Genomic DNA, 15014 nt, shown 5'->3' on the forward strand with positions numbered 1-15014 from the left:
GGGAGCTTGCTCCCGCTGGGCTGCGAAGCAGACCCAATCACTTGCGACCGCTTCGCGCTCGAGCGGGAGCGAGCTCCCTCGCCACATAAAACGCCTTACCGCTCGACAGCGCTCCATTACCGGGCAACCCGCTTTGATTCGGTGCAATAAATCCCTCCTCAACTCCATTCACCCACCTGCCCCCTCAATAAACCCGCGCCTTCCAGCCACTTGGCACAACCACTGCATAACCTCTCTCACCATACATAAAGCAACGCCTCCAACGATGAAGGCGGTGCTTCCCGAGAGAACGGGACCAGGACAAAGGCGTCCTCGCTAGCTTGCTAGCGGGACGCCTTTTTTTGTTTTCGTAAAAATTGCCGAGCCAGTCCGATCGCCGTGACGAAACGGGCCTGGCTTGCGGAGAACCCTGATGAAAAAACTCAAACTGGTAATGATCGGCAACGGCATGGCCGGGGTTCGAACCCTCGAGGAACTGCTCAAGCTGAGCAACGAGCTGTACGACATCACGGTGTTCGGCGCCGAGCCCCACACCAACTACAACCGCATCCTGCTCTCGCCGGTGCTGGCCGGTGAGCAGACGTTCGAAGAGATCGTGCTCAACGACCTGAGCTGGTACCTGGACAACAACATCAAGCTGCTGCTCAACCGCAAAGTGGTGGAGATCGACCGGGTCAAGCGCCGGGTCATCGCCGAAGACGGCAGCGAAGCCGAATACGACCGCCTGCTCATCGCCACCGGCTCCACGCCCTTCATCCTGCCGATTCCCGGCAACACCCTGGAGGGCGTGATCGGCTACCGCGACATCGCCGACACCCAGGCGATGATCGACACCGCCAAGACCCACAAGCATGCCGTGGTCATCGGCGGTGGCCTGCTGGGCCTGGAAGCCGCCAATGGCTTGAAGCTGCGGGGCATGGACGTAACCGTGGTGCACCTGGGCGAATGGCTGCTGGAACGGCAACTGGACAAGACCAGCGGCCAATTGCTGCAGACCGCCCTGGAAAACCGTGGCTTGAAATTCCGCCTCAGCGAGCAGACCCAGGCCCTGCATGACGCCGGCAACGGTCGGGTCGGCTCGGTGCAGTTCAAGAACGGCGACATCATCCCCGCCGACCTGGTGGTGATGGCCGCCGGCATCCGCCCCAACACCGAGCTGGCGGAGAAATCCGGCATCCCATGCAACCGCGGGATCCTGGTCAACGACACAATGCAAACCTACGACCCGCGCATCTACGCCATCGGTGAATGCGCCAACCATCGCGGCACCGCCTACGGTTTGGTCGCACCGCTGTTCGAACAGGCCAAGGTCTGCGCCAACCACCTCGCACAACTGGGTTTCGCCACTTACAAGGGCTCGGTCACATCGACCAAACTCAAAGTCACCGGCATCGACCTGTTCTCCGCCGGGGACTTCATGGGTGGCGAAGGCACCGAGACCATCACCCTTTCCGACCCCATCGGCGGCGTCTACAAAAAGCTGGTGATCAAGGACGACGTGCTGGTCGGTGCCTGCCTGTACGGCGACACCGCGGACGGCGGCTGGTATTTCCGCCAGATCCGTGAAAACCACGGCATCAGCGAGATCCGCGATCACCTGATGTTTGGCGAGAACGCTTTGGGCGACGTCGGCCACCAAGGCCAGGACAAGGCGATGAGCATGGCCGACAGCGCCGAAGTCTGCGGCTGCAACGGCGTGTGCAAGGGCACCATCGTCAAGGCGATCCAGGAACACGGGCTGTTCAGCGTCGATGACGTGAAGAAACACACCAAAGCCGCCAGCTCCTGCGGTTCCTGCGCCGGCCTGGTGGAGCAGATCCTGATCAACACCGTGGGTGGCGCGGCGGACGTCAAACCGAAAAGCGAAAAAGCCATCTGCGGTTGCAGCGACCTCAACCACGGCCAGATCCGCCAGGCGATCCGCGACCAGCACCTGCTGACCATCGCCGGGGCCATGAGCTACCTGAACTGGCGCACCCCGAACGGCTGCGCCACCTGCCGCCCGGCGCTGAACTACTACCTGATCTCCACCTGGCCCGGCGAAGCCCAGGACGACCCGCAGTCGCGCCTGATCAACGAACGCGCCCACGCCAACATCCAGAAAGACGGCACCTACTCGGTCGTCCCGCGGATGTGGGGCGGCGTGACCAACCCCTCCGAGCTGCGGCGCATCGCCGACGTGGCCGACAAGTACAACGTACCCATGGTCAAGGTCACTGGCGGGCAGCGCATCGATTTGCTGGGGATCAAGAAGCAGGACCTGCCCGGCGTCTGGAAAGACCTCGACATGCCGTCCGGCCACGCCTACGGCAAGTCCATCCGCACCGTGAAAACCTGCGTGGGCAGCGAGTTCTGCCGCTTCGGCACGCAGAACTCGACCCAACTGGGCATCGAGCTGGAACACGACCTGTTCAACATGTGGTCACCCCACAAGGTGAAGCTGGCCGTCTCCGGTTGCCCACGCAACTGTTCGGAAGCCGGCATCAAGGACGTCGGCATTATCGGCGTCGATTCCGGCTGGGAGATGTACATCGGGGGCAACGGCGGGATCAAGACCGAAGTCGCCGAGTTTTTCGTCAAACTCAAGACCGCTGAGGAAGTGCGTGAATACAACGGCGCCTTCCTGCAGCTGTACCGCGAGGAAGCCTTCTACCTCGAACGCACTGTGCATTACATGCAACGGGTTGGCATGGAGCACATCAAGAAAGCCGTGCTGGAAGACCCCGAGCGGCGCAAGGCCCTTTACGAACGCCTGAAGTTTTCCCTGTCGCTGGAGCAGGACCCTTGGAAGCAACGCCTGGAACAGCCTCAGTTGAAGAAAGAGTTCGAGGTCATCCCCGTGAAAAACCTGGAGGTGCCGGCATGAACTGGTTGGATATCTGCGCACTGGAAGAGATCAACATACTGGGTTCGCGCATCATCAATGGCCCCAAAGGCGATATCGCGATTTTCCGCACCAGCGACGATGAAGTGTTCGCCCTTGATGACCGTTGCCCGCACAAGGGCGGCCCGTTGTCCCAAGGCCTGGTCTACGGCAAACGCGTGGCCTGCCCGCTGCACAACTGGCAGATCGACCTGGAAAGCGGCCAGGCCCAAGCCCCCGACGTGGGCTGCGCCCATCATCATTCGGCCCGGGTCGAAAACGGCCGGGTGCAGTTGGCCCTGCGGGACGCAAGCTGATGAATCGCCAGATCACGGCCTCGACCTGCTGTTACTGCGGGGTCGGTTGCGGCGTCCTGATCGCGCATGACGGCGAGCGCATCCTCGGCGTCAGCGGCGATCCCGCCCACCCGGCCAACTTCGGCAAACTGTGCAGCAAGGGTTCCACCCTGCACCTGACCGGCGACCTCGCCGCCCGCGCCCTATACCCGGAGCTGCGCCTGGGCAAAGGCCTGGCTCGGGCCCGCACCGATTGGGACAGCGCCCTGGATCACGCCGCCAGTGTCTTCGCCGAGACCATCGCCGAGCACGGTCCCGACAGCGTGGCGTTCTACATCTCCGGACAACTGCTGACCGAGGATTACTACGCTTTCAACAAACTCGCCCGGGCGCTGGTGGGCACCAATAACATCGACAGCAATTCCCGGCTGTGCATGTCCTCCGCCGTGGTGGGCTACAAACGCAGCCTCGGCGCCGACGCCCCGCCCTGCAGCTACGAAGATCTGGAACTGAGCGACTGCGTGATGATCGTCGGCAGTAACATGGCCTACGCCCATCCCATCCTCTTTCGCCGCCTCGAAGAGGCCAAATCCCGTCGACCGCAGATGAAAATCATCGTCATCGATCCCCGGCGCACCGACACCTGCGACCTGGCGGACCTGCATCTGGCGATCCTGCCGGGCACCGATGTCGCCTTGTTCCATGGGATTTTGCACCTGCTGCTGTGGGAAGACTGGGTCGACCGCGACTTCATCAAGGCCCACACCGAAGGTTTGGCGGACCTGAAGAACCTGGTACGCGACTACACCCCGGCGATGGTCGCCCAGTTGTGCGGCATCAGCGTCGAACAACTGCACCAGTGCGCCGAATGGGTCGGCACCTCACCGAGTTTCCTGTCGTTGTGGTGCATGGGCCTGAACCAGTCCACCGCTGGCAGCGCCAAGAACAGCGCATTGATCAACCTGCACCTGGCCACCGGGCAAATCGGCCGGCCGGGTGCTGGCCCCTTCTCGCTGACGGGCCAACCCAATGCCATGGGCGGACGGGAAACCGGCAGCCTGTCGAACCTGTTGCCGGGTCACCGCGAAGCCGCCAACCCGGAGCATCGCGCCGACGTCGCCCGTTACTGGGGGGTCGAGCAATTGCCCGCCACCACCGGCTTGAGCGCCATCGAGCTGTTCGAGCAGGTGCGCAGCGGCAAGATCAAGGCCTTGTGGATCGCCTGCACCAACCCGGCCCAATCGATGCCGGACCAGACAGCGGTACGCGAGGCCCTGCAAGCCTGCCCGTTCGTGGTGTTGCAGGAAGCCTTCCGGACCACCGAGACCGCCGCCTTTGCCGACCTGCTGCTGCCGGCAGCCAGTTGGGGCGAGAAAGAAGGCTCGGTGACCAACTCCGAACGGCGTATTTCCCACGTCCGTCGGGCCATCGGCGCACCGGGTGAGGCACGGCCGGACTGGGCGATCACAGTGGATTTCGCACAACGCCTGGAGAAACGTCTGCGCCCAGGCCAACCCAGCCTGTTCGCCTTCGACACCCCGGCCCAACTGTTCGATGAATACAAGCAACTGACCCGTGGCCGCGATCTGGACTTGTCCGGCATCAGCCATGCCCTGATCGATCGGCTCGGTCCTCAGCAGTGGCCCTTCCCGGATGGCGCCACGGTCGGGACGACGCGCCTGTACGTGGACGGGATTTTCCCAACCGACAGTGGCCGAGCGCGCTTCGTGGCCGATCCCTATCGCGCCGCCCAGGAACTGCGTGACGCCCGCTACCCATTGACCCTCAACACTGGCCGCTTGCGTGACCAGTGGCACGGCATGAGCCGCACCGGTACCGCCGCGCAGCTGTTTGGTCATGTGAACGAAGCCGTACTCAGCCTGCATCCCGATGAACTACAGCGGCATCGCTTGCAACCGGGCGACCTGGTCAGCCTCAAGAGCCGTCGCGGCAGCGTGATCGTGGCCGTGGACAGCGACGACAGCGTGCGCCCCGGCCAGGCGTTCCTGCCCATGCACTGGGGGGATCGATTCCTCAAGGGCGGTGTGAATACCCTGACTCAACCGGCTTTCGACCCCTTGTCGAAACAACCGGAACTCAAGCACAGCGGCGTGCGCCTGGAGCCGGTGAACCTGCCTTGGCAGCTTTTCGCCTTGATCGAAGGCGACGTTCAACAGCATCTGGAAGCGCTGCGCCCCCTGTGCGAGGCGTTTTCCTACGTCAGCCTGAGCTTGACCGGCCGTGAACGTCCCGCGTTGCTGATTCGCGCTGCCAGCGCCGTCGCGCCCGAACCGCAACTGCTCCAGGCCATCGACGAGCAATTGGGCCTGATCGACGGGCCGGTGCTGGCCTATGACGACCCGCGCCGCGCCATCGGCAAACGGGTGCGCATCGAAAACGGCCGCATCACCGCCATTCGCCTGGCCGGCGAAACCCTGGCACGGCACTGGCTGCAGAACCTGTGGCTGGAAGGCCGTGCCGATGAACAACTGCGGCGCTGGCTGCTGGCGCCTTTGAGTGCGCCGCCGGGCAATGTCGGCGCCGCAACGGGTGGCAGCAAAACGCTGTGCAACTGCATGAACGTCAGCCAGCGTGCGATCTGCGCAGGCATTGAACGTGGCCTGGACTTGCAGGGGCTTAAACAGGAACTGGGCTGTGGCACGCAATGCGGCTCTTGCGTACCGGAAATCAAACGCCTGCTGGTTGCCACTGCGCAACCGCTGGCGGCTATCTCGTGAGGAAAACACTATGAACGCAAAAGTCTGGCTGGTGGGTGCAGGTCCCGGTGACTCCGAATTGCTGACCCTCAAAGCCGTGCGCGCCTTGGGCGAGGCCGACGTGGTGTTGATCGACGATCTGGTCAATGCCGCGGTGCTGGAACACTGCCCCGCTGCGCGCATCATTGCCGTGGGCAAGCGCGGCGGCTGCCGTTCCACTCCCCAGGCCTTCATTCATCGGCTGATGCTGCGTTATGCCCGCCAGGGCAAATGCGTGGTGCGCCTCAAGGGAGGCGATCCGTGCATCTTCGGCCGCGGCGGCGAAGAGGCGCAGTGGTTGCGCGAGCATGGCGTCGAAGTGGAGCTGGTCAACGGCATCACCGCCGGTCTCGCGGGGGCGACCCAGTGCGATATTCCACTGACCTTGCGCGGGATTGCCAGGGGCGTGACCCTCGTCACGGCCCACACCCAGGACGGCAGCCGCCTGAACTGGCAAGCCCTGGCCCAAAGCGGCACGACGCTGGTGGTGTACATGGGCGTGGCGAAACTGAGCGAGATCCGTGAGCAGTTGCTGGCCGGTGGCCTGGCGGCGAACACGCCCGTGGCCATGATCGAAAACGCCTCCCTGCCCCACCAGCGTGATTGCCGCAGCGACCTGGCCTCGATGGAAACCGATGCCAGCGACTTCCAGCTCAAGAGCCCGGCGATCCTGGTGATTGGCGCGGTGGCCGGTGCTGCCGAACTCACCGCGTCACAGCCTGCGTGGGTTCAGGCTTCGGCGCTGTAACCAACAGCACCCAACCTAATGGGGGAGCGAGCTTGCTCGCGATAGCGTGGGGTCAGCAGTATCAATACTGGCTGACACACCGCTATCGCGAGCAAGCTCGCTCCCATAGGTGTTGTGTTTAACCAACTGTTTTGCGGCAACGCCCCCTCATTTCATAAATCCCAGGCAAAGAAAAGCCCGGCCTAGGCCGGGCTTTTCCAAAGCTGCGGGCTAATTACTTAGCTTGAGCTTCAACCTGCGCTTCTACGCGACGGTTAACTGCACGACCAGCTTCAGTGGCGTTGTCGGCAACTGGGCGGGTTTCACCGTAGCCAACAGACTGAACGCGGGACGATTCAACACCGTACTGGTTGGTCAGAACTTGCTTGACGGCGTTTGCACGACGCTCAGACAGTTTCTGGTTGTAAGCGTCAGGACCGACGGAGTCAGTGTGACCTTCAACAGTGGTGCTGGTGGATGGGTACTGCTTCATGAAGTCAGCCAGGTTCTTGATGTCGCCGTAGCTGTTAGGCTTGACGACCGACTTGTCGAAGTCGAACTTGACGTCCAGCTCAACACGAACGACTTCAGCAACAGCTGGGCAGCCATCAGCGTCAACAGTTACGTTGGCTGGGGTGTCAGGGCACTTGTCAACGTTGTCGCAGACGCCATCGTTGTCGCTGTCGGAGCAGACTTCAGCCGGAGCTGGAACTGGAGCAGCAGCAGGCTTGGAGCCGCCACCGAAGTTCACACCGATACCAACGCTTGGCGCCCACTCGGTGTCGCCCTGGTCGATGTTGTACTGAGCTTCAACGCCGGCACGGGCGTAGAAGTTCTCGGTGAAATACAGCTTGGCGCCGCCACCAACGTTGGCGAAGGTAGAACGGTTACGACCGTTGCTGCCATTCTGGTCGATGCTCTGGTCGGAGAAACCGGCCGAAACGTAAGGACGCAGCATGTCGCCTGGGTTGTTGAAGTGGTACAGAGCGTCCAGAGCGGTGTTGGCGCCCTTGACGTTAGTGCCGTCGTCGGTACGTGCGTTGTGCACTTCGTCATAGGCCAGACGCAGTTCAACGTCGTCGGTCAGAAAGTAACCAACCGAACCGCCGAACAGGTTGCCGTTGTTCTTGAAGTTACGAGCGCTGTCGAATTGTTCTTTCTTGGCGAAGCCTTCGATTTCAACTGCGCCTTGGCCTTGTGCCAGAGCGCCGAACGAAGTGGCAGCAATCAAAGAACCAATGGCAAAGCCCAAGGTGTTTTTCAGTTTCATCCGTTAAATCCCCATCTGGTGATTGTGAAGCAGTCCCGCAAACCGGGGGACAACTCGGCGGCAAGTCTATCAGAACTTGCCTACGCGTAAGAGATATTTGCGCCGAACTAAGTTTCAGCAATGCCCGCAAATTTCTCACGCAATTTGTCAAGAGCGCGCTTGTAACGCATTTTTGTCGCGCTCAAACCCATGTGCATTATGTCTGCGATCTCCTGGAATTCCAGCTCTGCGACAAATCGTAGCACCAGAATCTCCCGGTCGATCGGGTTTACATAGACCAGCCAGCGATCGAGCCCACCCTTTTCCTCGGGCTTGGGCGCCTTATCTTCCGACGCTTCCTCGAGAGGATCCAGGCTCAACGCGTCCATCAAGCGACGCTTTCGCCGCTCCTTGCGATACTGCGTGATGCATTCGTTGTACGTGATGCTGTAGAGCCAGGTCTTGAACTTCGATTTCCCCTCGAAGTTCTTCAGGCCATACAGCACCTTCAACATCACCTCCTGACAGACATCGTCAGCATCACGATCGTTCCCGAGATAACGCGCACAAACGTTAAATAAAGTTCTCTGGTAGCGACGCATCAACTCTTCATAGGCGCGTGTTACGTGGAACAGCTCCGTATGCGCGCGCGCGACCAACTCCTCATCGGAGAGATCACGGGGGTCGTAGCGCGTGGATAGCGATTGGGGTTTGTTCAAAACAAGTCGGGCCGACAGTCTAGGTCAATGTGCGCCGCAGCCTGTGTTAGCAGGCATTTCGCGGCGGCATACATTAGCAGGATTTGCCGGGTTAGCGGCTACTCACATGCTGTTCCAGCAGGATCCGATTGGAAAGCGACACCAACTCGCCCTCCTCGGTCAGCAATGTGGTTTTCACCGTGCCGATCTCCTCGATCTGGCCTTCGACCTCGCCAACACGCACTTGTTGCCCAACCTCATACAATTCACGCACATAGATTCCCGCAAGAATCTGACCGGCGATTTCCCGGCTTCCCAATCCCATTGCCAGCGCAACCGCCAGACCAACGGTAATCAATACGATCACGATCACGTGGTTGAGCAGGTCTGTCTTGACCTCCAACTGGCTGATCGCCACCGAAATACTGATGATAATGACCAGGCCCTGGGCGATACGCCCCACGCCAGCGGCATAGTCCAGCCCGACGCCTTCGGCCGCCCCGCGTACCAGCCCATTGGCCAGTTGGGCCAGCAGGACACCCACCAACAACACCAGCGCGGCACCAAAAACCTTCGGCAAATACAATGCAAGCATATCGAGCGTAGCTGAAACTCGCTCAAGGCCAAGGGATTCTGCTGCGGAAACCAGGAAAATCAACAATACGAACCAATAAACGATCTTGCCGACTAGGGTCGAGATCGGCACCTGGATGCCGCCACGGGACAGCAACTTGGTCAGGCCGGTGCCCCCCATCAGGCGATCGAGACCCAGTTTGGCGAGCAACTTGGACAGCAGCGTATCCAGCAGCTTGGCCACGACAAAACCCAGCAACAGCACCACCAGCGCCCCGAAGAGGTTCGGGATGAAGTTGGCTACCTTGGTCCACAATGCAGTCATTGCCGTGACGAGGCTCTGGGTCCAGAGATCAAGTTCCATATTCAATCAGCCTTATCAGCGGTGCGAGTAACAGGTTTACGGCGGGAAACCGGCGAGACATGGGCCGATCCGTTATTCAGGGCGATCATCAGCGCGGGCAACCAGCGGCCCAGCAGGCTGAACAGATCGCCCGCGCCGACCTGGCGGTTGGCGGTTTTCAGTACACGTCCCAGGCATGCATCGTCGTCCCGGCTGGACGGCGAAGCCTTGAGCATGTCGCGCAAAGACTGTTCAAACGGATCGTGCATACGCACCTCTCGTGATGTCTGTGGAAGACGCGATCAAATTTCGTCGGGTCACATGAAACCCCTGTCATACCCAGCGCAAACGACGGAACAACCACCACTGCCCCAGTGCCACGCAGATCATCAGCAGGCACGCAACCATGAAACCGTAGGGGCTTTCGGAAAACGGAATACCGCCGACGTTAATGCCCAACAGGCCGGTGAGAAAACTCATCGGCAGGAAAATCCCGGTGATGATGCCGAAGCGGTACATGGTGCGGTTCATGCGCACCGAAAGGCGCCGGTCTTCGGCCTCCAGCACAAGCCCCACGCGCTCTCGAGTCAATTCCAGCTCCTCGAGGTAACGGGTCAGGCTGTTGTTCAATTCGTTCCAATAGTCGCCGTCGTCATCGCAAAACCAGGGCAGCTTGAGCCGCGTCATCTGGCCGAAGATGTCCCGCTGTGGCGCCAGGAATCGCTTGAGTGCGGCGGCCCTTCGACGGATGTGCAAAATGGCGTCGTGCTCGGGGGTATACCGTTCGTCGGTATCAAGCTTTTCTTCCTCGCCGTCGACGATTTCGGAGAGGCAAGTGACCAGGTCCTGCACCTTGTTGGTGAGGTATTGCGCCATGTAAAGGATGAGTTCGGAGGCCGTTTTCGGCCCCTTGCCCTCGGCCAGCTGCGCCAACAGTTCATCGGTGGCGCGCAACGGACGCAGGCGCAGGGAGATCACCCGCTGGGCGGACGCGAAGATCCGTACCGACACCATGTCCTCTGGCTCGGCACCCGGGTTGAGGTTGATCCCCCGCAGGAACAGCAGCAGCTCGGCATTGGGCAACGGCAACAAGCGCGGCCGGGTGTTCTCTTCCAGCAGCAGGTCGCAGTTGAATTCGCTCAGGCCGCTGGATTTACGCAGCCAGGTGTGGGTTTGCGGATGACTGCGATCCCAGTGCAGCCACAGGCTTTCGTGGGCCTGCAACTGCAGATCGTCGAGTTCGGTCCGGGCTATGGAACGCGCACCGCCTTTACCGTCCAGCACCAGGGCATGCACCAGCCCCCATTGCGCGTTTTCTTCCTCGAACATCCTCATCCCTTATGGCTGTGGCGCTTCATTCAGGCATTTTCAGCGGGCTTGGCGAAACGATCACGCCGTTGTTGTCGGCATAGACATACTCGCCCGGGCGGAACGTCACGCCGGCAAAGGTCACCGACACATTGAGATCGCCGATGCCGCGCTTGTCGGTTTTCATCGGATGGCTGGCCAGGGCCTGGACCCCGAGGTCGGTCTGGGCGATGACGTCGACGTCGCGGATGCAACCGTAGATCACCAGCCCTTCCCAGCCATTTTTCGCGGCTTTTTCCGCCAGCATGTCCCCCAGCAGTGCCCGGCGCAGGGAACCGCCGCCGTCGACCACCAGCACCTTGCCGTTGCCCTTGAGTTCAACCTGCTCCTTGACCCGCGAGTTGTCCTCGAAGCACTTGATGGTCACGATTTCGCCGCCGAAGGAATCGCGGCCACCAAAATTGCTGAACATCGGCTCCAACACCTGCACCAGTTCCGGGTAGGCGTCGCACAGGTCGGGCGTGAGGTAATGGTTCATCGAACAACTCCTGAAGGCTGGAACGTCAGACTGAATGAGCAACCGTTTGTGACTGGAACTGCTTGAAGCGTCATATCTTAGCCGCAAGCCGACCAGAGCGAAATGCCCTTGTCAGAGCCTTCGCCTCAAACCGCCTCGGCCAACTGGGGCTGTCCTGCCAGCAGGGGGGTCTGTTGATCCTCGAGCCAACGCGCCACCAACGGCCAGACCTCAAGGTGAGCGGCCTTGCTGACCAGCATCTCCACATGTCCGAAATCGTCTGTGAAACCCTGTCCCCGGCCCAGGCAGACAAACTGCTTGTGCACCGAGCCGATCTGATCGAAAAGTTTGCGGCAAGCCCAGGTCGGGTCCTGGTGATCACCCGCGGCACTCACCGCCAGCACAGGCAACTGGACATCGGCCAACCCGGCCCACCAGTTCTTCTCGGCATCGCCGAAACGTCCGAACAAACCGTACCAACGCATGCTTTCCAGGGCCAGGCCGATGGGCTCGTCCTCGGGGCCACGCTTGAGCCTTGAGCCGGACAATTGGGCAAAGCGCTTGAGAATGAAGCGACCGCTCCACTCCACCGGCGGAATCTTCAGCGGCCAGTAGGTACGGCTGACCTGGGTACCAAAAAAAGCCGCTGACGCCACGGCGGGCTCGCCCAGGTAGTGGCCGCCCAAGGCTGCCGCCAGGGTGATGCCACCCAGGGAGTGGCCGATCCAATGGGGAACCTGCCCGCTCTGCTCACGCACGAAGGCGCCAATGGCCGGCAAGTCGTAGCGGGCGTAGTCGGCCACCCGATTGTGGCGATAGCCGTGGTTGCGCTGGGATAGGCCATGACCGCGCATTTCGGGAATCCATACATCGAATCCCAGGCGTGCCAGGTACGCCCCCAGGCCCAGGCCCTTGGGTGAATACCAGAAGCGCCGGTTGGAGAAACTGCCGTGCAACAGGATCACCGGGACGCCACGGGTTTCACTAGCGTCGGCCATGCCCAGCCGGGTGACGGCCAGTTCGACGCTGTAGTCCGGGCTGTTGCCGGGTTTCAAGCGATAGACATCTTCGCTCAGATCACCGCGCCACTCGGCGCTGATCAGGGCGACAGGAAAAAGGTTGCTGCTGCTTTGCATAATGCTCTTGCACAAAAAAGACGACTGTGGGAGCGAGCTCGCTCGCGATGGCGGTGGATCAGCAAAATAATCTTGGCTGACACTCCGCTATCGCGAACAAGCTCGCTCCCACAAAGGTTACCCGGCTTACATTACCGGTGGGGCCCCTTCACTCGATCAGACCGCTGCCTGACCCTCAGCCAGGAAGAACCAGGTTTCCAGCACCGAGTCGGGGTTCAACGAAACGCTTTCGATGCCCTGTTCCATCAGCCACTTGGCCAGGTCCGGGTGGTCCGAAGGACCCTGGCCGCAGATGCCGATGTACTTGCCGGCCTTGTTGCAGGCGGCGATGGCGTTGGCCAGCAACTTCTTGACCGCCGGGTTCCGCTCGTCGAACAGGTGGGCGATGATCCCGGAATCGCGGTCCAGGCCCAGGGTCAGCTGGGTCAGGTCGTTGGAACCGATGGAGAAACCGTCGAAGAATTCGAGGAACTCTTCAGCCAGGATGGCGTTGGACGGCAGTTCGCACATCATGATCACGCGCAGGCCATTGTCGCCACGGGCCAGGCCGTTTTCCGCCAGCAGGTCGACGACCTGGCTCGCTTCGCCCAGGGTCCGCACGAACGGCACCATGATCTCGACGTTGGTCAGGCCCATCTCGTTGCGCACGCGCTTGAGGGCGCGGCACTCGAGCTCGAAGCAGTCACGGAACGATTCGCTGATGTAGCGCGACGCACCACGGAAGCCCAGCATCGGGTTCTCTTCTTCCGGCTCGTAGAGCTTGCCGCCGATCAGGTTGGCGTATTCGTTGGACTTGAAGTCCGACAGGCGCACGATGACCTTTTTCGGCCAGAACGCCGCCGCCAGGGTGCTGATGCCTTCCACCAGCTTCTCGACGTAGAAACCGACTGGATCGTTATAGCCGGCAATGCGCTTGTCGACGCTGTCCTTGATGTCCTGGGGCAGGCCGTCGTAGTTCAGCAGTGCCTTGGGGTGCACACCGATCATGCGGTTGATGATGAATTCCAGGCGGGCCAGGCCCACACCGGCGTTCGGCAACTGTGCGAAGTCGAAGGCGCGGTCCGGGTTGCCGACGTTCATCATGATCTTGAACGGCAGCTCCGGCATGGCGTCCACGGAGTTCTTCTTGATGTCGAAGCCCAGTTCGCCCTCGAAGATGTAGCCGGTATCGCCTTCGGCGCAGGAAACGGTCACGCCCTGGCCGTCCTTGAGCAGTTGGGTGGCGTTGCCGCAACCCACCACTGCCGGGATCCCCAGTTCACGAGCGATGATCGCCGCGTGGCAGGTACGCCCGCCGCGGTTGGTGACGATGGCGCTGGCGCGCTTCATCACTGGCTCCCAGTCCGGATCGGTCATGTCGGAGACCAGTACGTCGCCGGCCTGGACCTTGTCCATCTCCGAGACGTCCTTGATGATCCGCACCTTGCCCGCGCCGATGCGCTGGCCAATGGCCCGGCCTTCCACCAGCACGGTGCCGGTTTCCTTGAGCAGGTAGCGCTCCATGACGTTGGCCTGGGTGCGGCTTTTCACGGTTTCCGGACGGGCCTGCACGATATACAGCTTGCCGTCGTCACCGTCCTTGGCCCACTCGATGTCCATCGGACACTTGTAGTGCTGCTCGATGATCATTGCCTGCTTGGCCAGCTCGCTGACCTCGGCGTCGCTCAGGCAGAAACGCGCGCGCTCGGCCTTGTCCACGTCGACGGTCTTCACCGAACGACCGGCCTTGGCTTCGTCGCCGTAGATCATCTTGATGGCCTTGCTGCCCAGGTTGCGGCGCAGGATGGCCGGACGACCGGCTTGCAGCGTGCCCTTGTGAACGTAGAACTCATCCGGGTTCACCGCGCCCTGCACGACGGTTTCACCCAGGCCGTAGGCGCCGGTGATGAACACCACGTCACGGAAGCCGGACTCGGTGTCGAGGGTGAACATCACGCCGGCGGTGCCGGTTTCGGAGCGGACCATGCGCTGCACACCGGCGGACAGGGCGACCAGCTTGTGGTCGAAGCCCTGGTGCACGCGGTAGGAAATGGCACGGTCGTTGAAAAGGGAGGCGAAGACTTCCTTGGCGGCACGAATGACGTTTTCCACGCCACGGATGTTCAGGAAGGTTTCCTGCTGGCCGGCGAAGGAGGCATCCGGCAAGTCTTCGGCGGTGGCCGAGGAACGCACGGCGACGGCGATATCGGGATTGCCTTCGGACAGTTTGGCGAAAGCGGTGCGGATCTCGGCGTTCAGTTTCTCGGGAAACTCGGCTTCCATGATCCATTGACGGATCTGGGCGCCGGTCTTGGCCAGGGCGTTGACGTCATCGACGTCCAGGGCATCGAGCGCATCGTGGATCTGCTTGTTCAGGCCGCTCAGTTCCAGGAAATCACGATAAGCCTGGGCGGTCGTGGCGAAGCCACCTGGCACCGATACGCCGGCACCGGCGAGGTTGCTGATCATCTCGCCCAGGGATGCGTTCTTGCCCCCCACATGCTCCACATCATGGACGCCGAGCTTATCGAGGGAAACTACGTACTCTACCAAGGTGATCTCTCCACTA

At 61.3% G+C, this 15014-nt stretch carries 12 protein-coding genes; 4 read left to right on the plus strand and 8 right to left on the minus strand.

The features are described from left to right. The first annotated feature begins 412 nt into the window (after positions 1–412). From nirB to cobA, 4 genes are read left to right on the plus strand one after another with little or no spacing between them, the layout of a single operon-like run. Positions 413–2866 carry a nitrite reductase large subunit NirB gene (gene nirB / locus BT125_RS14465; protein ID WP_072407925.1) on the plus strand — a complete coding sequence of 818 codons (2454 nt, stop codon included), beginning with the start codon at positions 413–415 and terminating at the stop codon, positions 2864–2866. Next, positions 2863–3180 (plus strand): nitrite reductase small subunit NirD, encoded by a 318-nt coding sequence (gene nirD, locus BT125_RS14470; protein WP_018605256.1) that lies wholly within the window; start codon positions 2863–2865, stop codon positions 3178–3180. The genes nirB and nirD overlap by 4 nt, the downstream gene beginning before the upstream one ends. Next, positions 3180–5897 carry a nitrate reductase gene (locus tag BT125_RS14475; protein WP_072407927.1) on the plus strand — a complete coding sequence of 906 codons (2718 nt, stop codon included), beginning with the start codon at positions 3180–3182 and terminating at the stop codon, positions 5895–5897. Before nirD ends, BT125_RS14475 begins: the two co-directional genes overlap by 1 nt. A gap of 10 nt (positions 5898–5907) precedes the next feature. Further along, the gene (cobA, locus tag BT125_RS14480; RefSeq protein ID WP_072407929.1) at positions 5908–6663 is read left to right on the plus strand and encodes a uroporphyrinogen-III C-methyltransferase; all 756 of its coding nucleotides are present in this window, start codon (positions 5908–5910) and stop codon (positions 6661–6663) included. 214 nt (positions 6664–6877) lie between these two features. On the opposite strand, the gene BT125_RS14485 is transcribed toward cobA, so the two are convergent. The 8 genes from BT125_RS14485 to ppsA all read right to left on the minus strand — a co-directional run bounded on the left by BT125_RS14485 (position 6878) and on the right by ppsA (position 14998). After that, positions 6878–7912, minus strand: coding sequence for an OmpA family protein (locus tag BT125_RS14485; RefSeq protein ID WP_060738489.1), 1035 nt, complete (start codon positions 7910–7912; stop codon positions 6878–6880). Positions 7913–8019: 107 nt separating this feature from the next. After that, positions 8020–8610 (minus strand): RNA polymerase sigma factor SigX, encoded by a 591-nt coding sequence (sigX, locus tag BT125_RS14490; RefSeq protein WP_003183614.1) that lies wholly within the window; start codon positions 8608–8610, stop codon positions 8020–8022. Between the two features lie 91 nt (positions 8611–8701). Further along, entirely contained in the window at positions 8702–9526 is an 825-nt protein-coding gene (locus tag BT125_RS14495) for a mechanosensitive ion channel family protein (protein ID WP_003199523.1), read from the minus strand. A 2-nt stretch (positions 9527–9528) separates the two neighbouring features. Beyond that, positions 9529–9774 (minus strand): hypothetical protein, encoded by a 246-nt coding sequence (locus tag BT125_RS14500; RefSeq protein WP_014337331.1) that lies wholly within the window; start codon positions 9772–9774, stop codon positions 9529–9531. A 64-nt stretch (positions 9775–9838) separates the two neighbouring features. Then, on the minus strand, positions 9839–10834 hold the full coding sequence (locus BT125_RS14505; RefSeq protein WP_072407931.1) for a zinc transporter ZntB: 996 nt from the start codon (positions 10832–10834) through the stop codon (positions 9839–9841). Between the two features lie 25 nt (positions 10835–10859). Continuing rightward, positions 10860–11351 (minus strand): ribonuclease E activity regulator RraA, encoded by a 492-nt coding sequence (gene rraA / locus BT125_RS14510; RefSeq protein WP_072407933.1) that lies wholly within the window; start codon positions 11349–11351, stop codon positions 10860–10862. A 125-nt stretch (positions 11352–11476) separates the two neighbouring features. Continuing rightward, complete coding sequence (locus BT125_RS14515; protein ID WP_072407935.1) at positions 11477–12466, minus strand: alpha/beta fold hydrolase; 990 nt, start codon at positions 12464–12466, stop codon at positions 11477–11479. A gap of 156 nt (positions 12467–12622) precedes the next feature. After that, on the minus strand, positions 12623–14998 hold the full coding sequence (gene ppsA, locus BT125_RS14520) for a phosphoenolpyruvate synthase (protein WP_072407937.1): 2376 nt from the start codon (positions 14996–14998) through the stop codon (positions 12623–12625). Between the last annotated feature and the right edge of the window lie 16 nt (positions 14999–15014).

Source organism: Pseudomonas sp. NFACC04-2 (assembly GCF_900119265.1).
GTDB lineage: Bacteria > Pseudomonadota > Gammaproteobacteria > Pseudomonadales > Pseudomonadaceae > Aquipseudomonas > Aquipseudomonas fluorescens_AA.

Coding starts and splice junctions, on each gene's coding strand:
- nirB (WP_072407925.1), top strand. CDS start 413: ATGAAAAAACTCAAACTGGTAATGATCGGCAACGGCATGGCCGGGGTT.
- BT125_RS14515 (WP_072407935.1), bottom strand. CDS start 12,466: ATGCAAAGCAGCAGCAACCTTTTTCCTGTCGCCCTGATCAGCGCCGAG.
- BT125_RS14505 (WP_072407931.1), bottom strand. CDS start 10,834: ATGTTCGAGGAAGAAAACGCGCAATGGGGGCTGGTGCATGCCCTGGTG.
- BT125_RS14500 (WP_014337331.1), bottom strand. CDS start 9,774: ATGCACGATCCGTTTGAACAGTCTTTGCGCGACATGCTCAAGGCTTCG.
- nirD (WP_018605256.1), top strand. CDS start 2,863: ATGAACTGGTTGGATATCTGCGCACTGGAAGAGATCAACATACTGGGT.
- BT125_RS14485 (WP_060738489.1), bottom strand. CDS start 7,912: ATGAAACTGAAAAACACCTTGGGCTTTGCCATTGGTTCTTTGATTGCT.
- rraA (WP_072407933.1), bottom strand. CDS start 11,351: ATGAACCATTACCTCACGCCCGACCTGTGCGACGCCTACCCGGAACTG.
- BT125_RS14475 (WP_072407927.1), top strand. CDS start 3,180: ATGAATCGCCAGATCACGGCCTCGACCTGCTGTTACTGCGGGGTCGGT.
- BT125_RS14495 (WP_003199523.1), bottom strand. CDS start 9,526: ATGGAACTTGATCTCTGGACCCAGAGCCTCGTCACGGCAATGACTGCA.
- cobA (WP_072407929.1), top strand. CDS start 5,908: ATGAACGCAAAAGTCTGGCTGGTGGGTGCAGGTCCCGGTGACTCCGAA.